The following is a 22,715-nucleotide window of genomic DNA, read 5'->3' as shown; positions in this document are numbered from 1 at the left end:
GGGCTTCCGGGCGAGGGCGCGGGCGGGCCGCGCGGGGCGGCACCTCAGCCGGGTGTCACGCGCCCGCGACAGCGCGGGGTTACAGCTGTCACGAGCGCGTGACGCCACGGCGCGGCGGGGGCGCGATCACCCGCCTCGGGCTCCGGCCCCGGGCGCGCCCCGGGCTCAGCCCGCCCAGACCCGATCCATGGCCGCGATGTACGCATCGAGCGACGTGGTCTGCTCTGCCGTGGGGTGATCCTCCTCGGCCACGTCGCCCTGCGGCACCATCTTGAGCATCGTGAGCTGCGTTGTCGCCGTGAACGCGGGGAAGACGCGCGCGAAGCCGGCGTCCGGCAGGGAGGCTAGGACATCGAATGCCCCTTCTGCCGCCCAGTCGCCGGTTGTCGTGGCGCCTCGGGTCGGTCGGCGCTGCGCGACCGAGCGCGTTTGCCGCGAACCTGTGGCGCGGGCAGCGCCGCGGGCGCACGTCGGCGTGAACGCCGGCGTTGCGGGCGCCAGGGCGCTTGGCCTGCGGCGCTCACGCCGCTTCGCAGTTCGGGCTCCGCGCACGCGCGATGGGAGGCGCCTCGCTCGGGAGCCCGAGATGCTTCGGGATGGCTTCAGGAGCGCCGCACCCTGGCGGCGCCAAGGTGGAGGGTGGCGGCCGCCCCCCCCATCGGGCCGGGCCACGCCGAGGCGAGCCCGCGGCTGCTCGCGGCTCGCGCCCTCGTGACCGCCCGCGTCCTCGTGGCGACCGCGCGCTCGGACGCGCCTGAGCGCGGGGCGCGAGACAATTGATTGCATTGACAACTAACACGCCGTGTGGTTCGCTTGGCCCACCATGCGCGACCAGTTCACGGCCGACGGGGGGATCATCCTCGACAACGCGCTCGGCTACTGGGTGGCCCGCGTGTACCTCGCGTCCCGCGCCGCGATGTACCGGCGCTTCCGCGCCCATGGCGTCGAGATCACGCCCGAGCAATGGATGGTGCTCGTCCGGCTGTGGGAGCAGGAGGGCGTCACGCAGACGCACCTCGCCGAGCGCACCTTCCGTGATGTGCCCACGATGAGCCGCATCCTGGCGCTCATGGATCGCGACGGGCTCATCGCGCGCCGCCAGGACCCGACGGACCGGCGCGCCCGGCTCGTCTACCTCACGGCGCGCGGGCGCCAGCTGCGCAAGGCCCTGTCGAGCGAGGCCATGGCCATGGTCGACGCGCTGCGCGCCGGCATCCCGGAGGACGACCTCCTCACGACCCGGCGCACGCTGCAGCGCCTCCTCGCGAACCTCGAGCCCGAGGGCTGAGCGCGGCGCCGGCCCTCGACCCTGCGCTCCGGCCCCCAATTACTTGCATTAACAACCAATAACCCAGGGACGCCCCCCTCACATGAACCAGCCCGCTCCTTCCCCTCATTTCCCCGCCCACACGCTCGACACCGCGCCCGCGGCGGTCCGCCCTGCGCTGGAGCGGACTGCGCGCAAGTTCGGCTTCGTGCCGCTGCCCGTGGCCCGCTTCGCGACCTCGCCGCTCCTGGTCCGCGCCTTCGACGATCTCCTGGCCCTCTTCGAGGAGGCGACCCTCTCGCCGATGGAGCGCGAGGTCGTGGTGATGGTGGTCGCGGGCGAGAACGGCTGCGATCTCTGCCGCAAGATGCACCGCGAGCTGCTCCTCCGCGCGGGGGCTCCTCCCGCGGTGGCCGCTGCGCTGTTCGAGCGAACGCCCGTGCCCGACGCTCGCCTCCAGGCGCTCGCCGCATTCACCGAGGCGACGCTGCGCGAGCGGGGTCACGTGACGGACGCCGAGCTCGACGCCTTCCTCCGCGCCGGCTTCACCGCCGAACAGGCGCTCGAGGTGATCGTTGGCATCGGCACGTTCACCCTGTCGACGTTCGCGAACCGGATGACCCGCAGCCACACGATGCGCTGACGCGCCCGGGCTCGCGGGGCCCCTCGCCCGCGACCACAACGCATCCTGGTCCCTCCGCGACCGCGCTCGCCCGAGACCACAATGCATCCTGGTCCCTCCGCGACCGCGCTCGCCCGAGACCACAATGCATCCTGGTCCCTCCGCGACCGCGCTTGCCCGAGACCACAATACATCCTGGTCCCTCCGCGACCGCGCTCGCCCGAGACCACAATGCATCCTGGTCCCTCCGCGACCGCGCTCGCCCGAGACCACAATGCATCCTGGTCCCTCCGCGACCGCGCTCGCCCGAGACCACAACGCGTTGAGGTCCGTGGATCTGTAGCTCGTCGATACGACTCAGCTTTTTCACGGAACGTGAGCGATCGCACGGATGCGCGCTCGCGAGGACCGGCGCGAGGAGCCAGCCGGTCAGCGGGTAGAGCAGCCGCCGACGTGGCGCGGCTCCGCGGAGGGCGCGAGCCTGGCATGGGCGCTGCAGCGAACTCCAACGAAGAGCACCATGGTCCACGTGAACCAGACCACCTCGCCCAAGAGGAGGCTGGTGGGGCAGCCACGGTAGACCCGTCAGCCTGCCTGTCTATCGACAAGCGCGTGCAGCGCGGCTGTTCGATGGGGAAGAACGGTGGCGCGGGCCCCGTGAGCGCCGGCGCTCCTTGCGTGTTCGTTCACCTGCGCGCGCCCAGCCTCGCGCGCGACCGGGTCGCCGCCTTTTTCGGGCGCAGCTTCGTCGCCGCCTTCTTCGCGGGGAGCGCCCCCGCCGCCTTCTTGGCGGGCTGCTTCTTCGATGCCCCCTTCGCCGGCGTCTCGGCCCGTAGCAAGGCGGGCCGCTTCCGCCGCGCTCCGGGCACCTTCCCGATCCGCGGATCGCCGGCCCGGATGAGCGCGCAGGCCAGCAGCGCGGCCTCCTCGAAATCGGGCGCGTCCGCCGGGATCATCTGCCAGCCGGTCACCCCCTCCCCGAGCACCTCGATGCTTCGCATGCCCGGGAACTCCGCGCGCAGGGCCGCGTGATGCTCCTCGGTCGTGGCGAGCCAGACGCCGTTGTCCTGCGAGGGCGCGGGCTTGTCGCGCAGGATGAGGACGATCTTCTCCCCCACATAGACGGCCACGCAGCCGAACATCGGGCGCGTCACGGGCCCGAGCGGCGCCAGCGCCTCGAGCACGAACTCATGGGGGACGGCCTGTCGCTTCCTCGCGGCGAACACGTCGTCCATCGGCGCAAGGCGCCCGCTCCGCTTTCTCATGGGCGCGTAGAGTAACCGAACGGCGGGCGCCCGCGCCACACGGCGCATGCCGGCGCGGCTCGACGTCCGGGCCGCCGTCCTCGACGCTCGATCCAGGCCGCCAACGAGCTCAGTCGCCTGTCCACGGTTCGTCCTTGGATTCATCGTTCAGGCCATCCGTTCCCAAGCTGAGGTATCCCCTCAAATCCTTCGGAAAATTCACAGGGAGGCGGGGAGGCGGGGAGCGGCAACGACGCTCTCGCAGCAGACTGCTACCTCGAAAGTGCACCGATGATTCCCGGGCTTCCGCTACGCGCACGGGTGACAGCGCGGGGGTTTAGAACACCAATCATGTTGAAACCCGGAGAATTTTCACAGGGAGGCGAGGAGGCGGGGAGGAAGAAAAAAAAGAATCTCTCCCTCTCGCCGTCTCTCGCTCCCCGCCTCCTCGCCTCCCTGTGAAATTCCTGCTTTTTTCGGGGTTTCAACCCGTTTGTCGCTCTAGCGATCGATCGATCGCGGGCGCCACAAGGTCGAACGCGTTACGGGCAAGGTAAAATCTTTACAATACTCCCGGCGTCGCGCCCCCCAGAGTAGGCCCGAAGGAGCGAACACCATGTCGAGCGGGTCTCCCACGAATCTGCCCCCTGCGTTCCGCCTGAATCAGATGATCATGAGCCTCTGGGTGCCGCAGGTCGTCCACGCGGCCGCGGAGCTCGGCGTCGCCGACGTCCTCGCCGACGGGCCGCTTCCGAGCAGCGCGATCGCGGCGCGGCTCGGCACGCACCCCGACGCCACGGATCGCTTGCTCCGGGCGCTCGTCACGCTCGATCTGCTCGCCGCGCGCGGGGAGCAGATCGAGCTCACCGAGATGGGGCGATGCCTCGAGACGAGCTCCCCCACCGCGCGGCGCGCGTGGTCTCGGCTGATGGGCGGACCGGGCGTCTGGCAGGCCTGGGGCCGCTTGACCGACTGCGTCCGCACCGGCCGGATGGCGTGGAGCGCCGGAGACGCCGCGGCGTCGTCCGGGACCGAGCACTTCGACGAGATGGCGCGCGACCCGGCCGCCGCCGCGATCTTCCACCAGGCCATGGTGGAGCTGACCCGCGGGGTCGCGCCCGGCATCGTCGGGGCCGTCGATCTCCGCGGCGCGCGCCGGGTGGTCGATGTGGGCGGCGGCTACGGCGCCCTGCTCTGCGCGATCCTGGAGGCCCATGCCGGCGCCGACGGGGTCGTCTTCGATCTCGAGCACGCGCGCGAAGGAGCGCTCCAGCTGTTCGCGTCGCGCGGCGTCGCCGCCCGCGCCTCCTTCGTGGCGGGGAGCTGCTTCGACACGGCGCCTCCGGCCGCCGACGTCTACGTGCTCAAGAGCGTGATCCACGACTGGGACGACGCCCGCAGCCTGCAGATCCTGGGCAAGTGCCGCGAGGCGATGGACGGCGCGGCGCGCCTGCTCGTCGTGGAGGCGCCCGCCCCCGCCTCCCCCGCCCAGCGCGGGAACGCGACCCTCGACTGGATCCTCACGTTCAGCGATATCAACATGCTCGTGAACACGGGTGGACGCGAGCGCACGGAGGCCGAGTACCGCGCGCTGCTCGAGGCAGCGGGGCTCGGCGTGACGAGCGTGCGAGAGACGCCGAGCTTCTTCCGGGTCTTCGAGGCAGCGCGGGCCTGAGATCCCTCCGCGACAACGACCCATCCCCTTGCCGAGGCGCACCGCCGTGATCTCTTCCGACGACCTTCACGACCCATCCCCTTGCCGAGGCGCACCGCCGTGATCTCTTCCGACGACCTTCGAAAGCTCGCGCTGTCGCTGCCCGAGGCCGAGGAGCAGGACCACTTCGGCAAGCCGTCGTTCCGCGTGCGAGGGAAGATCTTCGCGACCCACTGGGTGGAGCAGGAGGGCGCCGTCCTGAAGCTGTCGCTGGAGGAGCAGGACAGCCTGGTGCAGGCGCAGCCCGACGTCTTCTCGGTGACGCCTTGGGGACACCAGGGCTGGACGCGGGTGGAGCTCCGTCGCGTCGACCGGACGCTCTTCGAAGAGCTGCTCGTGGGGGCCTGGCGTCGCGTGGCGCCGAAGCGCGTTGTCGCGCAGTGGGACGCCGGCCGCAGCGGGCAGCCGGCGGCGCCGCCGGGGTCTCCCTCACGTCCGCGGAGGCGCCGGCGCGCGACGTGACCGACCACGGGGACGCGCGATCCGGAGAGCGCCTCGGCGGCGCGCGGCCATCCACACGCCGCAGGGTGCTGCGCAATTTTCTGACGAGGAAGGAAAAGTGGGCCGTGGCCGTAGTATGTTCGCACCCCGCGCGGCCTGCCCGATCGACGACGCCGCCCGCTCGCTTCCTTCGACGGAGCCGTCCTCGAGCGCCGCGCGGACATTCAGGTGAACATTCTCGATGATGGAGCGCTCAATGACACGGATGAAGCTTCTTGGATTCTTGATGGCCGGGCTCGCGCTCGTGGCGTGCGGCGATGACGATGGGGACACCACCGGCACCACCAGCACCACCAGCACCAGCGGCAGCGGCGGCAACGGCGGCACGGACGGCACCGGCGGCAACGGCGGCACAGACGGCACCGGCGGCGAGACCGGGGACGACCTCGACGGCAAGCAGCTCGACACATTGACGGGCGAGGAGGCGCAGGCGTTGTGCGACGAGCTCGCCGCGTCGGCCGACTTCTCGAAGGAGGACAGCTGCGAGCTCATCGGCATGGTCGCCGCCGCCCTCGGCGGTGACTGCGAGGCCGCCAAGGAAGAGTGCATGAGCGATCCGGAGACGCCCGCGGAACCGGGGACGTGCCCCGCGGAGGATTTCGAAGGGTGTACCGCCACGGTCGGCGAGTTCAAGACCTGCACGAACGCCCAGATTGAGTTCATCAAGGCGCTCACGTGTGAAACGCCCCCCGACACCTCCGAGGAGGCGCTTGAAGGGTGCGAGGCGATCAGCGAGAAGTGCCCGGAGCTCCTCGGCGGGGGGACCGAGGGCGAGGGCGGGGGCGAGGGCGCCTGAGGCGTTCCCTCCCCCGGCTACCGGTCGATCTCGGGCGCCACGACGTCGAAGCTGGCGATGAGCGCCACGAGGTCGGCCAGGAATAGCCCGGGGCTCTTGGCCTCGATCATCGCCATCGCGGTGAAGCTCCCCGTCCGGAACCGCGCCCGGTACGCCTCCTCCGCGCCACGCCCGATCACGTAACAGCCCATGTCGCCGCGGGCGCTCTCGATCCGCGCGTAGGCCTCCCCGTCGGGCCTCATCTTCTTGGGCAGCTTGCCCAGGAGGTCGTCCTCCGGGTGCTCGTCGATCTTGTCGAGCGCCTGGCGGAGGATCTTCGCCGACTCGCGGCACTCCTCGACCCGGACGTAGAACCGATCCCAGCAGTCGCCCACGGCGCCGTAGCGCCCGCGGCCCACGGGGACGTCGAAGTCGAGCTCCGGATAGACCGAGTAGCCGTCCTCCTTCCGGAGATCCCACTTCACGCCGGACGCGCGCAGGTTGGGGCCGACGAGGCCCCAGTCCTTCGCCTCCTCGGCCGTGACCACGGCGACGTTGGCGAGCCGCTTGATGAAGATGTCGTTCAGGCTGATGAGCCGATCGAACTCGACCATGATCGGCTCGAAGCGCTCGAGCCACCGCTTCACCTTGTCGGCCCACCCCGCCGGCAGGTCGAACGAGACGCCGCCGATGCGGTGGTAGTTGAACGTGAGCCGCGCGCCGCACAGCTCCTCGATGAAGTCGTTGATGTACTCGCGCTCGCGCAGCGCCCACGGGAACGGCGTGACCGCGCCGACGTCCATCGCCATCGCGCCGAGCGCGATCATGTGGCTCCCGATCCGGTTGAGCTCGCAGGAGATGACGCGCAGGTACTGCGCCCGCTTCGGCACCTCGATGCCCATCAGCTTCTCGCAGGCGCTCGCCCAGGCCTCGTTGGCGAACATCGCCGCGATGTAGTCGACGCGGTCCGTGTACGGCATGAAGCCGCTGTAAGTGCAGCGCTCGCCGATCTTCTCGATGCTCCGGTGCAGGTAGCCGACGTCCGGCACCGCCTTGCGGATGATCTCGCCGTCCGTCGAGATGACGAAGCGGAGCACCCCGTGGGTCGACGGGTGATGAGGCCCCATGTTGAGGGTCATCTCGTCTTCCGGCTCGCTGCCCGGGTCCGCGCCCCCGCGGTCGACGCTGAAGATGACCTGGCTCATGACGCCTCCGCGTCCTTCTTCGGCAGCTTGATCTTGAAGAGCTCGACGGGGTTCGGCCGCTGCGTCGGGATGCCGTGGTAGTCCGCCTTCTCCTGCCAGTCCTTGCGGAGCGGGTGCCCCTCCCAGTCGTCGGGCAGGAGCAGGCGCCGGAGATCCGGGTGCCCCTCGAAGCGCACGCCGAGCAGGTCGAAGCACTCGCGCTCCTGCCAGTTCGCCGCCGACCACACGTCGACCAAGGTCGGCATCGCCGGGCTCTCCCGGTCGAGGAACGCCTTGAGGACGATCCGGCGCTTCTTCGCGTAAGAGTAGATGTGATAGACGACCACGATCTTCTTGAGATCGGGATAGTCGACCCCGGTGATGCACTCCAGGTAATCGAAATCGAGCTCCGGCGCCTCACGCAGGTGATGGCACACGGTCAGGATCTTCTCCGGCGCGACCTGGAACCAGGCGTCGCGATCCTTCGCGGACACGGGGTGGAGGTCGAAGACCGCGTCTTCGCCGAGCTTCGCCTGGAGCGCCTGGAAGATCTCTTCGGGTGTCATGGGGTGCGGGAGCGCAGAACGAACAGCGAGAGAAGAGGGCTCAGCCGCCCGTCGCGCCGCGGCGGTCGAGGGTCCGCTCGCTCTTGATCTTCTCCTGGATCTTCAGGAGCCCTTCGAGGAGCGCCTCGGGGCGCGGGGGGCAACCGGGCACATAGACGTCGACCGGGATGATCTGATCCACGCCCTTGCAGACCGAGTAGGCGTACTGGAAGAGGCCGCCGCAGTTCGCGCAGCTGCCCATGGAGATGACGAAGCGGGGCTCCGCCATCTGGTCATAGAGGCGCTTCACCCGGAGCGCCATCTTGTACGTCAGCGTCCCCGCGATGATGAAGAGATCGCTCGACCGCGGGCTCGGCCGCGGGGCCGCGCCGAAGCGCTCGAGGTCGCCGCGGGGGCCGCCGGTCTGCATGAGCTCGATCGCGCAGCAGGCCAGGCCGAAGAGCATGTACCAGACGCTGTTCGACCGCCCCCAGTTGAGCAGCCAGTTCACCGTCTGGTCGACGCTCGTCGTGATGACGCCGCCGCCGTCGCTCTCGTACTTGGCTTCCCACCCGCGGGGCGGGGCCATCAGGTTCAGGTTCGATGTCATGACTCCGCACCTCCGTCGGCGACCGCCGCCTGCCCCGCCGGCGCGCCCTCGCTCGTGCCCGCGAGCGGCGCGCGCGCCCGGGACCGGCTGCTCACGTTCTGAGCGCCGCGCGGATCGCCCTTGATGGCGCGGATCCAGTTGAGATCGCCCTTCACCCAGACATAGACGAAGCCGAGCATCAGGATGGCCACGAAGAGGAAGATCTCGATCAGCGCGAAGAGCCCGCTGCCCTGGTCCACCCAGCGCTTGAACACCGCCGCGACCGGATAGATGAAGGCGATCTCGACGTCGAAGATGATGTAGACGAGCGCGATGATGTAAAAACGCGGGTTGAAGTTGAACCACGCGGGCCCGACGGGCGCCTCACCGCACTCGTACGTCTCGAGCTTCCCGGCGTACATGTTGTTGGGGCGCAGCAGCTTCCCGAACAGCAGAGAGCCGAGGACGAAGCCGATCGCCACCAGGAAGAACGCGGCAACGCTGGCATATGCCATCAACATCGGACGGAACCTCGCTCGGCTCGCCCTCCCTCGCCCCGGGCGAGAGAGCGCCAGATCCAGGAGCGGTATGTAGGTGAAAAGATGAAGCGCGGCAAGCCGGCAGACCCTGGAGGGGAAGCGCGCTGTGGGTCGTCTCGCTCGGCTTCGCGAGGGTGGCCTCCACGCACGCGCTGCCGGCCCTGACCTGAGCGGCCCCCTGCCACCGCGCCGCGACCCTGCGGTAAGCTTCGACGCGTGACCTCCGGCGATCGCTCATGAGCTCGACCGCAACCCCCGTCCATGTCCTGATCCTCGCCGGCGGCGCGGGCACGCGCTTCTGGCCGGCGTCGCGCGCGGCGCGCCCGAAGCAGCTCCTGCCGCTCGTCGGCGGCGAGCCGCTCATCACCGCGACGGCGCGCCGGGTGCTCCCGCTGTGCGCCGGCGAAGGGAGCGCCGGCTGGGAGCGCATCTGGATCGCGACCGGCCAGCACCTCGTGGCGCCCACGCGGGTCGCGCTGCCGGAGGTCCCCGAGCGGCGCCTGCTCGTCGAGCCGGCGCCGCGCAACACGGCGCCGTGCATCGGCTGGGCGGCGGCCACCATCGCGCGCGACGATCCCGAGGCGGTCGTGGTCGTGCTCCCGAGCGATCACCACATCGCCGACGTGCCGCGGTTCCTCGAGGTGCTGCAGGCCGCCGTCGCCTCGGCCCAGGGCGGCGCGATCACGACGATCGGCATCCGCCCGACCCACCCGGAGACGGGCTTCGGCTACATCGAGGCGGAGGAGGCGGCCGGCGCGGGGAGCGCGGCACCCCGCAGGGTGCTGCGCTTCGTCGAGAAGCCGAACCGCGAGCGCGCCGCGGAGTTCGTGGCGAGCGGCCGCTTCCTCTGGAACGCGGGGATGTTCATCTTCCGCGCGGGCGACATGCGGGCCGCGATCCGCGCCCACCTGCCGGCGCTCGCCGAGGGGCTCGACGAGATCGACCGCGCCGCCGCGCTGGGCGCCGCGGCCGAGGCGGAGGCGGTCCTGCAGGTGTTCCCGCGCCTGCCGGCCGTCAGCATCGATCACGCCGTGATGGAGCACGTCGCCGGGCTCGCCGTGGTGCCCGGCGATTTCGGCTGGAGCGATCTGGGCAGCTGGCAGAGCGCCTGGGAGCTCGCCGAGAAGGACGAGCGAGGCAACAGCGCGCCCGCGGGGTCGGTGCTCGTCGACGCGCAGGGCAACCACGTCGTCGATCTCCGCGCGCGCGCGGAGATCGACCGCCGGGTGATCGCGCTCGTCGGCGTGGAGGGACTCGTGGTGGTCGAGACCGACGACGCGCTGCTGATCGTGCCGCGCGATCGGGCGCAGGACGTGAAGCACGTGGTCGACGCCCTCAAGGCGCAGGGACGGGGCCGGCACACGTGACGGCGCGGCGCGCCTGCTGCGCTCCCCGGAGCAGTGAGAGGAGAAGAAAACGCAAAGGCGCAAAGACGCAAAGTCGCAAAAAAGAGATTGATGAAAAAGAACGCCGGATGTCTGGGTGGACGCGGCCCATCTCCTCTTTCTTTTTGCGCCTTTGCGCCTTTGCGCCTTTGCGTTTTTTCTCGCTCTACCCGCCCGGCTCTCCCCGCCGCGCCACCACCCGCGTGTAGAGCTCCCGCCGCGGTAGCCCGAGCTCCACCGACAGCTCCTCGGCGATGTGCTTCGCCCGCCTCCCCTGGGCGAGCTCCCGGTCGATGCGCGCGTCGAGCTCCTCGTCGCTCGGGCGCGCGCCCGCCGCGGCCGGCTCGGCGGGCGCGAGCACCAGCGTGATCTCGCCGAGCCACTCCCGCTCCATCGCCGCGAGCTCCTCCACGGTGCCGCCCAGGATCTCCTCGTGCACCTTCGTCAGCTCGCGCGCGACGACCGCGCGACGACCGCGCATGCGCTCGGCCATCTCCGCGAGCGTCTCGCGGAAGCGCCGCGGCGACTCGAACAGCACCACCGCCTCGGGCGTCGACGTGACGAGGGCCAGCGCCTCGCGCCGCTCGCGCCCGCCGCGGGGCAGAAACCCGACGAAGCGGAAGCCCCCCGTCACGAGCCCCGACGCGCTCACCGCCGCCATCACCGCGCTCGGTCCGGGGATCGCCACGACGCGCGCCCCGGCCTCCCTCGCCGCGCGCACGAGCGCCGTCCCCGGATCGCTCACCACCGGCGTGCCGGCGTCGGTCATGAACGCGATCGACTCGCCCGCCGAGAGCCGCGCGGCCGCCCGCGCCGCGTCCGCCTCGGAGGCGTGCGCGTCGAACCGGTCGACCGGCTTGCCCGAGACGCCGAGGTGGCCGAGGAGCGCGCGGGCGCGCCGCGTGTCCTCCGCGAGGATCCGGTCCGCCCCGCGCAGCGTCTCGACCGCGCGCAGCGTGACGTCGCCGAGGTTACCGATCGGTGTCGCGACCACGTAGAGACACCCGTAGCCCCTCGCACCGCCCTGCTCGCTGCCGCTCGACAAGACCTAGCCCGCTTCGACGGCGTCGCCGAGCTCCTCCTGCAGGTACGTCCGCAGCTTCGACTGGAGCCGCGCCTCGAGCTGGCGCACGCGCTCGCGCGAGATACCGAACTCGTTGCCGAGCTCCTGGAGCGTGAGCGGGTCCTCCGCGGCCATGCGCTTGTCGAAGATGATCACGTCCTTGCCCTTCAGCGTCTCGCGGAACTTCGAGAGCCGATCGTGGACGAGCATGCCCATCTCCCTCGCCTCGAACGCGATGTCCGGGCTCGCCCCCGACGAGACGAGCAGCTCGACGCGCGGGATCGTCCGGCCCTCGAGATCGCCGACCGGGGCGTCGAGCGACGCCTCGCCGCTCGAGAGGCGGCGGTCCATGTCGACCACCTCCTTCTCCTCGACCGACAGGCGCTTCGCGATCTCCGCCGCCGTCGGCTCGATCCCCATCGCCGAGAGCCTCGCCTTCTCCTTGTTGAGGTTGAAGAAGAGCTTCCGCTGCGCCTGCGTCGTGCCGAGCTTCACCAGGCGCCAGTTGTTGAGGATGAAGCGCAGGATGTACGCGCGGATCCACCAGGCCGCGTACGAGGAGAGCTTGACGCCGCGGTACGGGTCGTAGCGCTTCACGGCCTGCATCAGGCCGATGTTGCCCTCCTGGATGAGGTCCATGATGTTCTTGTAGGCGCGCCGGTACTCGTACGCGAGCTTGACCACGAGCCGCAGGTTCGCCGTCACGAGCCGCGCGGCGGTCGCGACGTCCTGCGTCTTCGTGTACTTGACCGTCAGCTCCTTCTCCTCGTCCGGCGTGAGCAGCGGGTGGCGCTGCACCTCGCGCAGGTAGGCCTGCAGCGGGTCCGTGCGAGACAGCGCCGCGTCCCCGCCGCGGCCCTCGCCGGCTCTGGCCCGCGCGACGCGCGGGAGCTCGATGTCGTTCAGATCGACGTTCACGTCGTCGACGACCTCGCCGACGACCTCGCCGACGACCTCGACGACCTCGCCATCGTCGGCGTCGCCGGCCCTCGCGGCGCCGCTCTCGGGCGGGGCGTCGCCCTCGTCGTCGTCGTCGTCGTCGTCGTCGTGGTCGTCGTCCTCGCGCGTACCGTCGTCGTCGCCGGCCGCGGGCTGCGCCTCGCCGCGCGCGTTCCCGGCGCCCTTCGCCGAGGTGCGCGCGCGGCGCTTGGCGGCGGGCCGGGGGGCCGCGTCCGTGTCGGCGCGGAGGCCCGCGCCTTCGTCCTCCGACCCGGGCAGGAGGCCCACCTTCGCCGTCCCCGCGGGCTGCGGCGCACCGGTCCCCTTCGTTCGCTTCGTTCGCGGCTCGCTCTTGCTCTTCGCCACCAGGACCTCGTCCTCGAAGTTCTAGTACAGCCCCGCCGCACCGCGCCACCTGCGCCGGCGCGCAGGCACCTCGCGCTCCGAGGCTACCCGGTCTGCGATCCGCGGGTAAGGAAGACCGAAGGAAGACAGCGCGCGAGATCGCAGAACGTGCTACACGGCAGCCTCCACGTGGACTCGCACCGACCTCCGCGCCCGCGCTCGCTGCGCCCCTGGTACCTGGTCGCCGCCATGCTGCTTACCTGGCTCATCGGCGTGCGCGGGTTCATGGCCGGCTGCGGGACGGCCATGTACCTGCGCGACGGCATGGCCCCCGACGTCATGGCCGTGGCCGAGCAAGCGCGCGACCAGGGCGAGCCCTTCCAGTTCACGTACCTCGTGCTGGAGGCCGCCCAGGCGCGCGCCCTGAGCCTGCACCAGGACGTCTCCTTTCCGCTCAGCATCGGGAAGGTGCTCCTCGGCGGGCTCCTGGTCATCGCGAGCGGGCTGGCGCTCGGGGGGCGGCCCGGCACGCGCGGCTTCGTGCTCCAGGTCCTCTTCGCCAACCTGGCCTTCGCCGCGGTCGAGTACGCGCTCACCCGGGGCGTCCGCGGCGCCTGGATCGACATGGTCGCGCAGGCGGGGGCGCTCCTGCCGCCGGACATCCCGGAGCGCGCGGGCCTCACGAACCCGGGCCTCTGGTGGACCGCCGAGCGGGTGCGCTTCGTGGTCTTCGAGCTGGCCATCCTCGGCTCCGCCGCGCTGGCGATGACGCGGGAGCGCACAAAGCTGTACTTCCAGGCGGTCGCCCGGACGGTCGACCCCAGCGACGAGCCATGAGCACCGCGGAGAGGATCGCCGGCGCGGATCCTCGATCGAACCCCGCGACGCCCGAGGGGCGCAGGGTCGCCGTCCTGCCGGACGACCTCGCCAACCAGATCGCGGCGGGCGAGGTGGTCGAGCGGCCGGCGAGCGTGGTTAAGGAGCTCGTCGAGAACGCGCTCGACGCGGGCGCGCGCCGCATCCGCGTCGACATCGAGGGGGGCGGCGTCGGCCTGGTGCGCATCGCGGACGACGGGTCCGGGATGAGCCGCGAGGACGCCTCGCTCGCGGTGGTCCGCCACGCGACGAGCAAGATCGCCCGGCTCGACGACCTCCGCTGCATCCAGAGCTTCGGCTTCCGCGGCGAGGCGCTCCCGAGCATCGCCTCGGTGAGCCGCTTCTCGCTCCGCACGCGGCGCGACGGCGAGTCCGAGGGGACCGAGATCCGCATCGAGGGCGGCGGCGCGGCGCAGGTCGTCCCCTGCGGGTGCGCCGCCGGCACCGTGGTCGAGGTGCGCGACCTCTTCTACAACGTCCCCGCGCGGCGCAAGTTCCTGCGCGCCGTCGGGACCGAGTCGGCGCACGTGACCGAGATCGCGCAGGCGGTCGCGCTCGGCGAGCCCGGCGTGACGCTGGTCCTCTCGCGCGACGGGCGCGTGGCGCGGGAGTGGCTGCGCACCTCGAGCCGCGCGGAGCGGGCGCGCACGATACTCGCGGGCGAGGAGCTCGCGACGTGCGCGGGGCAGCGGGGGCCGCTGACGGTCGAGGCGTTCGTGTCGCGGCCGGAGCGCGCCCGCTCGGGCGCCGGCTGGCTGTGGATGTTCGTGAACGGCCGGCACGTGCGCGACCGATCGCTGGCGCGCTCGATCGCGCTCGCCTACGGCAGCGTGCTCGAGCCGGGCCGGTACCCCATCGGCGCGGTGTTCATCGATCTGCCGCCCGAGCTCGTCGACGTGAACGTCCACCCGCAGAAGGCCGAGGTCCGCTTCGCCGACGGCCGCGCCGTCGCCGACGCGCTCTACAAGATCGTCGCCGCGCAGGTGGCCGCGGCGTTCGGCCTGCCCGCGCCGCCCCCCGGCGGCTTCCAGGGCCGGAAGGGCAAGCTCTTCGAGGACGCGGCCCCGCCGCCTGCGGAGGCCTGGGTCTGGTCGAGCAGCCCCGCCACGGAGCCGATCGCGGCGGGCGCGCCGGGCGAGCGGCAGGAGCCGCCGGCCGATCCGTGGGGGCTCGGCGGCGATTTCGGCGGGGTCCCGCCGGCGCGCCCCCAGGCCGCGCCGACCGGCGCGGGCGCGCCGGTGCAGCTCGAGGCGTGGGCCGACGTCGCGCTGGCCGAGCGGGGCGGCGGGGCGGGCGAGCAGCCGGCGTCCGTGCCGGGCGCGCCGGGCGAGCAGCCGACGTCCGTGCCGGGCGCGCCGCCCGTCCCGTACCCGACCGGCAGCGGGCCCGTGCTCGCCGCGGCCGAGCGCGCCCTCGCCTGGAAATCGCTGCGGTTCCTCGCGCAGGTGCGCAACACCTATTTCGTGTGCGAGGGGCCGGACGGGATCTACTTCCTCGATCAGCACGCGGCGGCGGAGCGCGTGACGTTCCACCGGCTGCGGGCGGCGTACGACGGGCGCGACGTTGCGACGCAGAAGCTGCTCTTCCCGGTGATCGTCCCGGCGGCGCCCTCGGAGGTGTCGCTGATCGAGGAGGCGCAGGAGGCGATCGCGCGGCTCGGGCTCGACGTCCGCCCGGCGGGCGCGGCGCAGCTCGCGGTGCACGCGGTGCCGACGCTGCTCCGCCGCGCGGCGCCCGAGCGCCTCGTGCGCGATCTCGTGGACGAGCTGAGCCACTCGGGCGAGCGCGCCTTCTCCGGCGCGGTGGACCTCGCGCTGGCGACGATGGCCTGCCACGGCTCGCTGCGCGCGGGCGACCCGGTGGCGCCGGACGAGGCGCGCGCGCTGCTCACGGCGCTCGACGAGGTCGACTTCGCCGGCCACTGCCCGCACGGCCGGCCCATCGTGATGCGCGTCGGCTGGCCGGAGCTGGAGCACCGCGTGGGGCGGCGGTGATCGAGGCGGAGCACGAGCTCGCCGCGGAGGCGAGCGCGGCCGTCGCGCCGCCGTCGTGGGAGACGATCGCGCCGCCGTCGCCGGGCGAGCTGCTCGTCGTGGTCGGCCCGACGGCGAGCGGCAAGACCGAGCTCGCGATCCGGCTCGCGGAGCGCTTCGGCGGCGAGGTGGTGAGCGTCGACAGCGTGCAGATCTACCGGGAGTTCGACCTCGGCTCCGGCAAGCCGACGCCCGCCGAGCGGGCGCGCGCGCCGCACCACCTGATCGACGCGGCCGATCCGCTGGAGGCGATCGACGCCCAGCGCTTCGCGGAGCTCGCGGAGGCGGCGCTCGGCGACATCCGCGACCGGGGCCGGGTGCCCATCGTCTGCGGCGGCACGTTCCTCTGGGTGAAGGCGCTGGTCTTCGGCCTGTCGCCCGCGCCGCCCGCCGACCCCGAGGTGCGCGCGCGCCACCGCGCCGTCGCCGAGGCCGAGGGGCGCGCCGCGCTCCACGCGCGCCTCGCCGAGGTGGATCCGGCGAGCGCGGCGCGCCTCGCGCCGAACGATTTCGTGCGCGTGAGCCGGGCGCTGGAGATCTACGAGCGCTCGGGCCGGACGCAGAGCGCGTGGCACGCCGAGCACGGCTTCCGGGAGCGCCGGCACGCCGCGCGCCTGGTCGCGGTGCACAGGGATCGCGCCGAGCTCGACCGCCGCATCGAGGCCCGCGTCGCCGGGTGGCTGGAGCAGGGCTGGGTGGACGAGGTCCGCTCGCTCCTCTCGCGCGGCTACGGCGGCGCGCGGGCGATGGGCTCGGTGGGCTACCGGCAGGTGCGCGAGCACCTGGAAGGGGGCCTGCCGGCCGCGGAGCTCGCGCCGGCCATCGTGCGCTCCACGCGCGTCTTCGTGCGGCGGCAGCGCACCTGGCTGAGGGATCAGGCGGTCGCGCACGTCACGCTCGCCTGAACCAGTATCTTCAATAATTACAATATCTTACGAACCGAGAGGAGGCCGCATGGCAGCGCCTCCGAGCGGCGAGACGTCGCCGAGGAGCGGCCACGCGGGAGGCCGGCCTTCGCGAGCGACGGCGCGCGTCAGTACGCGAAGGCCTGGTAGACCTCGGTCTCCTCGGGCCCGTCGAGCGACTCGACGATGGGGTTGAAGCGGAGCATGCGCTTCGCGCGCTCCGACAGCTGGGCGAGGCGCTCGCGGGGCACCCGGATCGAGACCTCCGGGCGGAAGAGCCAGCGGCGGCTGTAGCCGATGACCACCATGGGCCGCGGCTCGGGCGAGCGGTTCGGGGTGCCGCGGTGGAGGCCGCGAACGTCGCGGACCATGACGTCGCCGAGCTCCATGGAGACCGGCTCGAGCGCGACCTCGCCCTGCTCGAGACGCCGCATCCCCTCGGCCCTGGAGAGCATGTGCGTACCGCGGGCGATCTCGATGGGGCCGTTCTCGGCGGTGACGTCGACCAGGGGGAAGTTGACGGCGAGCTGGAACGCAGGCGTCTCCTCCCCGGTCTCGGGGAAGAGCGGTGGCGTGTCGCGGTGGACATCCTGGTAATCGGACCCGAGGAGCGGAGTATCGGCCGCGAGCTGGACCATGGTCATGTCGGCCCCGACCAGGCGCTCGACGACACCCAGGATCGTCTCGTCTTCGTAGATGCGCGGCTCCGCGAAGGGGGCTTTGAACGGGAGCGTCACATAGTAGCGACCCGGCCCCCGGTTCTTGAGGTGCCCCTCGCGCGCGACGTGCGCGTCGAGCAGCGGCGCGAAGGCCTCACGCCACGAGAGCAGCAGGCGCTTCGGGAGGAGATCCTTGATCAAACAGAACCCATCGCGCTGCGCTGCGTGGGCAAGCTCATCCATCTCGGCGCTCGTGGGGCGGGCGTGGCTCATGGCTCGGCGCCGAGCCTGGAGCGGCGCTAGCGAGTCGTCAAGCACAGCACTCGTTCACCGCCGATTCACCACGACACCCTCTTTTCAGGAATCGTTGTCTTCGGAAGAGAAGATACCGCTTGAGACGCCTGGATTACGCACGCGGGACGAGCAGGCGATCTCATCGTGCTCGACGCCGGGATGGCGCGGCGTCGACGGCGCGGCGCTGGATCCCTCGGTGTCAGCGCGACTGCCACCTGACCTCGCCGTCGCAGCGCGGGCAGCCCGCGCCGCGCGGCCGCGCCTCCTGCGCGAACGCGACACGGCCGCACCCCGCGCACACGGTCATGTGGCTCCTGTAGAGCTCCGCGTCCGAGAGGATCTCGGAGGCGAACAGGCTGAGCACGATGTCGCTCAGGAGGTCGCTCTCGCGCGGCGCCGGGAGCCAGCCCGAGCGGTCGCCGACGACGCTCCACCGCACGCGCGCGCTGTACAGCGCCGCGCGGAGGAACCCGCGCTCGGGGTTCGGCGCCACGAAATCGAGCAGCGCGAGCGCCACGCGCCGGCGCGCGCACCCGGTGAGCACCGCGACCTCGCGGTGCCGCTCGTCGAGCTCGCAGAGCTCCACGGTCTCCGCGCCCGGCTCGCGCAGCGCGCGCGGGGCTTTCATCCAGCCGGGAGCGACCACATGCTCGTGGAGCCACGCCGCGAGCTCGTGGGGCTCCCACGGGCGGGTGGTGCCCTGCATGAAGCTGAGCGCGCCGGCCAGGCTGGGGCTCGCGAGCAGGCGCGCGCGCAGCGCGACGAACGAGCCGGCCCGCCCGCCGTCGGCGCGGGCGTCCTGCCCGAGCACCTCGCCGCGGACGGAGCGGCTCGTGGGCAAGAGGCCAGCCATCGCGATCTTCAGGGAATTGCTCATAAGGTCCATGGGGTTTCCGTCCCGCTGTGCGCTGCGGGGCGGCCTTTCGCCGGCGATGTGCGACGCTGTAAGCGCGCGGCGTGCCAGCCTTTCGATGCGTCAGCGCCCGGCCGCATCGCGCGAAAGCGCGCGATGACGCGCGAAAGCGCGCGACGCGACGAATGCAGCTGATGTCTCGGGACCGCCGCCCATCGCCCGCGATTGCTGTGTCTGGGCATCAGGCAGCTCGAACGCAATCCACCTCTGCGCTCGGAGGGCGTCCTGTGCTCATCCGTGGCGCCGGGAGAGGGTCCGTTTCGCGCACCGGCGCGGCAGACAGACGTTCGTCCGCCCGTGACGACCCGAGATCGCTCCCGGCCGTTCCCCGGAGACATCATGAGGGAAACGCCCGGCGCCCGCCTGCCGTCGGCTCACGCGCGCCGGGCGGCGAAGCATCGATGTTCGTGGAGACGCTGCCTGATGGGTCGACCAGGGGAGAAGCCCGCTGGACGATCCATGCCGTGTTGTTCGAGGTGGCCTATCGGACCGACACGACGGCGCGGGGCCTGCGCCAGCGCCGCGTCACCGCGGGCGCGGCGGCGCGATCGCGGCGCCGAGCGCGTGGGCGGCGCGCAGGGCCACGACCCGGAGGTGACCGTCGGGCAGGTGCTCCCGCCCCGCGACCAGCTCGGTCAGCGGCACCCAGTACAGCCGCCGATCCGGGACGGGCGCCGGCGCGACCGGGGGCGCTGCGCCGGCCGGGGCCGTCGGCGCCTCCGCGGCGACCGCGGTGACCACGAAGGCGAGCGGCTGCACGAGCTCCGGCGTCAGCCCTGGCGAGGGGCGGTAGGCACCTCCGAGCTCGACGGCCTCCCCCGCCTCGACGCCGTACTCGACCCGGAGCCTTGTCCGCACGAAGGCCTCGGCGTCCGCGAGGGTGCGCGCGCTCCGCGGCAGCCGCCACGCCGGCGCGACAAGGAGCTCGCTGTTGCCCGAGAAGCTCTGGGCGGCGGGCAGGTCATGGTCGTCCACGCCGAGCACCACCTCTCCCGACGGCGCGCGCGCGAGCAGCGTGGTCGAGACGGTCAGCGCGCCGAGCGGCCGCGGCACCACGTACTCGAGCTCGCGCGCGGCCACCACGGCGCCGCCCTCGGCCAGCTCCTCGAAGCGCGCGCGCCGCACCTCGAGGAACCCGGTGCTGGCGCTCGGGTCCACCCGCGAGAACCGCCGGCGGCTCGGGCGCTCGAGCAGGGCGCGCAGCGACGTCGGCCGCACGACGGCCACCGCGCCGCCGTCCGCGCCGGCAGCGCCTGCCGCGCCCCCTCCGGGCGGATCGGCGCGCCCCTCGGGGAGCGCGATGTCGTCGCCGATCCACGGCCCGAAGGGCAATCCGAAGCGCGCCAGCAGGTCGTAGACGTTCAGCTCGAGCCGCGCGTCGGGCAGGCCTCCGACCTGCGCGGCGCGCAGCAGCTGGCGCGCCTCGATGGCGCGGATGCGGCCCGAGGTGCCGAACCCGGAGACGTCCTCCGAAGGCGCGTTCACGAACGTGGGCTCGACCTCCACGAGCATCGAGCGCACCTCCTCGAGGATGCCGCCCGGCGACGGGTAGTACGTCGTGCCCGGGATCATCCGCTGGATCGCCGCCGCCCGCACGCCGGCCGCCCGCTCCAGCGCGCGCTCGACCGTGTGCCCGACCGGGAACTCGCTCTGCACCACCGCGATCGGCTCGGCCAGGTAGCCGGCCGGGCCGCTGCCGTCGAGGGGAGGCGTCTCCTCGCGGCAGGCGTGCGCGATCGGCCGCGGGTAGCTCGTCCTCGCCAGCACGTACGCCGTCTCGCCGGCGAAGAAGAACGGCACGATGTCGAGCGTGGGGTGGGGTCGCGCCGCCAGGTCGAACACGCATCCGGTGGCGCGATCCTGGTGATGCTCGATCCGCAGGAACCGCGGAGGGCCCTCCGCCGGCCGGAGCCCGAACGCGACCCCCTGACCGGCCTTCACCTTCTCGCCGACGATCAGGTAGTTCGTGGGCGGATAAGGCAGCCGCGCGCCCGCGGCGTCCCGGAGCTCGAAGCGGCCGGCGAACCGGTTGCGCACGATCCACGGGTTGCGCAGCGGCGTGGACGACAGCACGCGCAGGCCGAGGCGGGCGAAGAGCGCCTCGAACTGCGCTTGCGAGAAGTAGGTGTACTCCTCCTTGACCTCGGCTTCCCAGTCGGCGCGGTAATCCTTCCGCAACAGGAACTCGACAGCATGCTTGTGGGTGAGCCGATACCGGCGCCACCCGGGGCGCGGCGCGGGAAGCGCGCCAGTCGGCGCAGGCTCCACGCGCGCCAGCGGGAACCCCGGCTCCGGCGACAGCGAGCGAAACTCGCCGGCGAACCGGTCGAGCAGCGCCGCGGTCGAGGCGCTGCGGGGGTCGGGGCCGTCGTCGCCGTCGTCGGCGGGCACGTCGAGCAGCACCGGCTCCGGCCCCGGGTCGAGGAAGTCCCGCACCACAAGCACCCCGCCCGGCGCGAGCTGCTCCACCTGCGCCGCCAGCGCGTCGGCGGCGTTCGCGTGGCGGTAGCCGCCATACGAGGTCACGTGGTGCAGCACCGACGAGTCGAAGATCCCGTCGAGGCTCTCGGGCGGGAAGACCGCCGTGGCGATGTCGCCCAGCTGGAAGCTGAGGTTCGGGTGCCGATGAGCGCGGCGCGCGAGCTCGATGACCGTGGGATCGATGTCGACGCCGATCACCTCGAGGCGCGGGTAGAGCTGGGCCAGCGCGGCGCTGCCCTGCCCGGAGCCCATCCCCATGTCGGCGACGCGGCCCTCACACAGGAGGTGCGCCGCCGTGAGCGCGACCTTCTGGCGCATGGACGCGTCCATCGCGGCCAGGTACCGCGCGTACGCGGACAGGTCGTCTCGCCGTTGCTCCGCCTCGTACCCCGCCGGCGCGCTCGTCGTCATGACGACCAGTGTACGCCGGTCGAGGGACACGGATCGACGATGGCAGCGCCGGCGCGGTCACGTGACCGGCGAAGGCCTCTCCGGGGAAGCCGTGCGCCGGCCGTCTCAGCTCGCGGCCAGGCCCGGGAGCGGCGACTTGGCCTGGAGGTTCGGATCGCCGAAGCCGCTGAAGCTCGTGACGCCCATCGCGTCGCACAGGCTGAGCAGCACGCGCTCGTGCCGCTCGTTGCTCCTGACGTAACGGCCGCCGGGGCTCGTCTTCAGATAACCGCCCTCGCCGCTCGCCAGGACGAACTTCATCTCGTTCATGTTGTGGTTCGGCGAGTCGCCCATGTCGCGGCACCAGGCGATCAGCGTGTTGTCGAAGAGCGTCCCGGAGCCGTCGGCCTCGGGGATCGCCTTCAGCTTCGTGATGAGGTCGACGAACCGCTGCGCCAGCCACTTCTCCAGCTTGATCAGGTCGAGGTGCGCAGGGGCGCCGGTGTGGATCATGGTGCCGTGCTCCTCGCCTCGCAGCCCGATGTCCGGGAGCTCGACGTTCATGGCCTGATCCGAGCCCCACTGGATCGCGGCGACCCGCGTGATGTCGCAAGCGAACGCGCCGACGAGGAGATCCATGTGCAAGAGGTTGGCCTCCAGCGGGTTGCTCGGATCGCCGGCGGGCGTCGTGGGCGCGCTGCAGGCGCCGCCTTCGCCGGAGGACGCGTTCGACAGCCTCGTCTCGATCTGCCGGATCGACTCGAGGTGCAGATCCAGCTTGTACTTCTGCTCCAAACCCAGGTTCCCCTTGAGCGTCGCGATCTCGCTCTTGAGGTTGTCGAGCACGCTCCGGCGGCGGCGCAGCACGTCGTCCGAGGAGGTGTTCGACGGGATCGCCGAGCCGAACAGGGTCGAGTAGGCGGACTTGGGCGAAGCGATCGTCGGCAGGTTGTCCGCGCGGTAGTACGGCGACCTCCCGCCGTTCACCGTGCTCTCGGCCCCGAGCAGGAGCGAGGGGATGAGCGTCGTCGTCCCGCCGGCGACGAGCTTGTCCGCGATGAACTGATCGACGGAGAGCAGCCTGGCGGGGTCGCTGAAGCCGAGGCCGGTGAGGCTGTCGGGGGCGCCGTGGTTGTTCCCGGGGTTCCCGCTGGGGAGGCCGTCCACGAGCACGACGTGCTGCTTCACGGCCGCGAGCGGCGACGTGGCCTCGCTGAACGTGGGCGTCTCGCCGGCGACGCTCGCGGGCTTCCAGATCTGGGTCGCCGTCCCCATCGTGCAGAACAGGAGGAGGCGCTTCGGCTTCTTCCCGGGCGCCGCCTGGGCGATGGAGTCGAGGAACGGCGTGAACAGGAAGCCGGCCCCTACGCTGGCACCCAGGCCTTGAAGAAAAGCTCTACGATGATGGCTGCGCATGAACGACCCTTTCACTCGCCCGGAGCTCGCCGCGAC

Annotated in this window: 20 protein-coding genes; 9 read left to right on the top strand and 11 right to left on the bottom strand. The window is 72.0% G+C overall.

All coding sequences use genetic code 11. The annotated features are described in order from the left end of the window. The first annotated feature begins 823 nt into the window (after window positions 1-823). Both WMF36_RS46470 and WMF36_RS46465 read left to right on the top strand, forming a co-directional pair. A complete protein-coding gene (locus WMF36_RS46470) occupies window positions 824-1,288 on the top strand; it encodes a MarR family winged helix-turn-helix transcriptional regulator (protein ID WP_437577302.1) in 465 nt (154 codons plus the stop codon). 82 nt (window positions 1,289-1,370) lie between these two features. Beyond that, window positions 1,371-1,910, top strand: a complete 540-nt coding sequence (locus tag WMF36_RS46465) for a carboxymuconolactone decarboxylase family protein (RefSeq protein ID WP_437577301.1) — start codon at window positions 1,371-1,373, stop codon at window positions 1,908-1,910. Window positions 1,911-2,575: 665 nt separating this feature from the next. Here WMF36_RS46465 and WMF36_RS46460 read toward each other — a convergent pair. Next, the gene (locus tag WMF36_RS46460; RefSeq protein WP_437577300.1) at window positions 2,576-3,154 is read right to left on the bottom strand and encodes a hypothetical protein; all 579 of its coding nucleotides are present in this window, start codon (window positions 3,152-3,154) and stop codon (window positions 2,576-2,578) included. Window positions 3,155-3,749: 595 nt separating this feature from the next. On the opposite strand from WMF36_RS46460, the gene WMF36_RS46455 reads away from it, so the two are divergent. The 3 genes from WMF36_RS46455 to WMF36_RS46445 all read left to right on the top strand — a co-directional run bounded on the left by WMF36_RS46455 (window position 3,750) and on the right by WMF36_RS46445 (window position 6,144). Beyond that, window positions 3,750-4,808, top strand: a complete 1,059-nt coding sequence (locus WMF36_RS46455) for a methyltransferase (RefSeq protein ID WP_437577299.1) — start codon at window positions 3,750-3,752, stop codon at window positions 4,806-4,808. 99 nt (window positions 4,809-4,907) lie between these two features. Continuing rightward, a complete protein-coding gene (locus tag WMF36_RS46450; RefSeq protein ID WP_437577298.1) occupies window positions 4,908-5,309 on the top strand; it encodes an MmcQ/YjbR family DNA-binding protein in 402 nt (133 codons plus the stop codon). Window positions 5,310-5,553: 244 nt separating this feature from the next. After that, a complete protein-coding gene (locus WMF36_RS46445) occupies window positions 5,554-6,144 on the top strand; it encodes a hypothetical protein (RefSeq protein ID WP_437577297.1) in 591 nt (196 codons plus the stop codon). A gap of 17 nt (window positions 6,145-6,161) precedes the next feature. On the opposite strand, the gene WMF36_RS46440 is transcribed toward WMF36_RS46445, so the two are convergent. The 4 genes from WMF36_RS46440 to WMF36_RS46425 are packed head-to-tail and all read right to left on the bottom strand — an operon-like array spanning window position 6,162 to window position 8,962. Then, a complete protein-coding gene (locus WMF36_RS46440) occupies window positions 6,162-7,328 on the bottom strand; it encodes an NADH-quinone oxidoreductase subunit D (protein ID WP_437577296.1) in 1,167 nt (388 codons plus the stop codon). Beyond that, the gene (locus tag WMF36_RS46435) at window positions 7,325-7,873 is read right to left on the bottom strand and encodes an NADH-quinone oxidoreductase subunit C (RefSeq protein ID WP_437484678.1); all 549 of its coding nucleotides are present in this window, start codon (window positions 7,871-7,873) and stop codon (window positions 7,325-7,327) included. The genes WMF36_RS46440 and WMF36_RS46435 overlap by 4 nt, the downstream gene beginning before the upstream one ends. A gap of 40 nt (window positions 7,874-7,913) precedes the next feature. Then, window positions 7,914-8,462, bottom strand: a complete 549-nt coding sequence (gene nuoB, locus WMF36_RS46430; protein ID WP_437577295.1) for an NADH-quinone oxidoreductase subunit NuoB — start codon at window positions 8,460-8,462, stop codon at window positions 7,914-7,916. Then, window positions 8,459-8,962, bottom strand: a complete 504-nt coding sequence (locus WMF36_RS46425; RefSeq protein ID WP_437577294.1) for an NADH-quinone oxidoreductase subunit A — start codon at window positions 8,960-8,962, stop codon at window positions 8,459-8,461. Before WMF36_RS46425 ends, nuoB begins: the two co-directional genes overlap by 4 nt. Window positions 8,963-9,216: 254 nt before the next feature. On the opposite strand from WMF36_RS46425, the gene WMF36_RS46420 reads away from it, so the two are divergent. Then, the gene (locus tag WMF36_RS46420) at window positions 9,217-10,347 is read left to right on the top strand and encodes a mannose-1-phosphate guanylyltransferase (protein WP_437577293.1); all 1,131 of its coding nucleotides are present in this window, start codon (window positions 9,217-9,219) and stop codon (window positions 10,345-10,347) included. 184 nt (window positions 10,348-10,531) lie between these two features. Here WMF36_RS46420 and rsmI read toward each other — a convergent pair whose 3' ends face one another. Both rsmI and WMF36_RS46410 read right to left on the bottom strand, forming a co-directional pair. Next, window positions 10,532-11,410, bottom strand: coding sequence for a 16S rRNA (cytidine(1402)-2'-O)-methyltransferase (gene rsmI / locus WMF36_RS46415; protein WP_437577292.1), 879 nt, complete (start codon window positions 11,408-11,410; stop codon window positions 10,532-10,534). Window positions 11,411-11,413: 3 nt separating this feature from the next. Next, window positions 11,414-12,733, bottom strand: coding sequence for an RNA polymerase factor sigma-32 (locus WMF36_RS46410; protein WP_437577291.1), 1,320 nt, complete (start codon window positions 12,731-12,733; stop codon window positions 11,414-11,416). A gap of 228 nt (window positions 12,734-12,961) precedes the next feature. Between WMF36_RS46410 and WMF36_RS46405 the strand changes: the two genes are divergently transcribed. The 3 genes from WMF36_RS46405 to miaA are packed head-to-tail and all read left to right on the top strand — an operon-like array spanning window position 12,962 to window position 16,526. Beyond that, on the top strand, window positions 12,962-13,549 hold the full coding sequence (locus WMF36_RS46405; protein ID WP_437577290.1) for a hypothetical protein: 588 nt from the start codon (window positions 12,962-12,964) through the stop codon (window positions 13,547-13,549). Next, window positions 13,546-15,582, top strand: coding sequence for a DNA mismatch repair endonuclease MutL (gene mutL / locus WMF36_RS46400; RefSeq protein WP_437577289.1), 2,037 nt, complete (start codon window positions 13,546-13,548; stop codon window positions 15,580-15,582). Before WMF36_RS46405 ends, mutL begins: the two co-directional genes overlap by 4 nt. After that, on the top strand, window positions 15,579-16,526 hold the full coding sequence (miaA, locus tag WMF36_RS46395; RefSeq protein ID WP_437577288.1) for a tRNA (adenosine(37)-N6)-dimethylallyltransferase MiaA: 948 nt from the start codon (window positions 15,579-15,581) through the stop codon (window positions 16,524-16,526). Before mutL ends, miaA begins: the two co-directional genes overlap by 4 nt. A gap of 128 nt (window positions 16,527-16,654) precedes the next feature. Here miaA and WMF36_RS46390 read toward each other — a convergent pair whose 3' ends face one another. From WMF36_RS46390 to WMF36_RS46375, 4 genes are all read right to left on the bottom strand, one after another. Next, the gene (locus tag WMF36_RS46390) at window positions 16,655-17,458 is read right to left on the bottom strand and encodes a phytanoyl-CoA dioxygenase family protein (RefSeq protein WP_437577287.1); all 804 of its coding nucleotides are present in this window, start codon (window positions 17,456-17,458) and stop codon (window positions 16,655-16,657) included. A 220-nt stretch (window positions 17,459-17,678) separates the two neighbouring features. Next, the gene (locus WMF36_RS46385; protein WP_437577286.1) at window positions 17,679-18,356 is read right to left on the bottom strand and encodes a hypothetical protein; all 678 of its coding nucleotides are present in this window, start codon (window positions 18,354-18,356) and stop codon (window positions 17,679-17,681) included. Window positions 18,357-18,917: 561 nt separating this feature from the next. Next, window positions 18,918-21,284 (bottom strand): methyltransferase domain-containing protein, encoded by a 2,367-nt coding sequence (locus WMF36_RS46380; RefSeq protein ID WP_437577285.1) that lies wholly within the window; start codon window positions 21,282-21,284, stop codon window positions 18,918-18,920. Window positions 21,285-21,389: 105 nt separating this feature from the next. Then, entirely contained in the window at window positions 21,390-22,679 is a 1,290-nt protein-coding gene (locus WMF36_RS46375; RefSeq protein ID WP_437577284.1) for a DUF1552 domain-containing protein, read from the bottom strand. Window positions 22,680-22,715: the final 36 nt, after the last annotated feature.

Source organism: Sorangium sp. So ce887 (assembly GCF_051521455.1).
Classification (GTDB): domain Bacteria; phylum Myxococcota_A; class Polyangia; order Polyangiales; family Polyangiaceae; genus Sorangium.
Note: the sequence above shows the minus strand (reverse complement) of the source record. Positions and strands in the feature narration are given on the sequence as shown.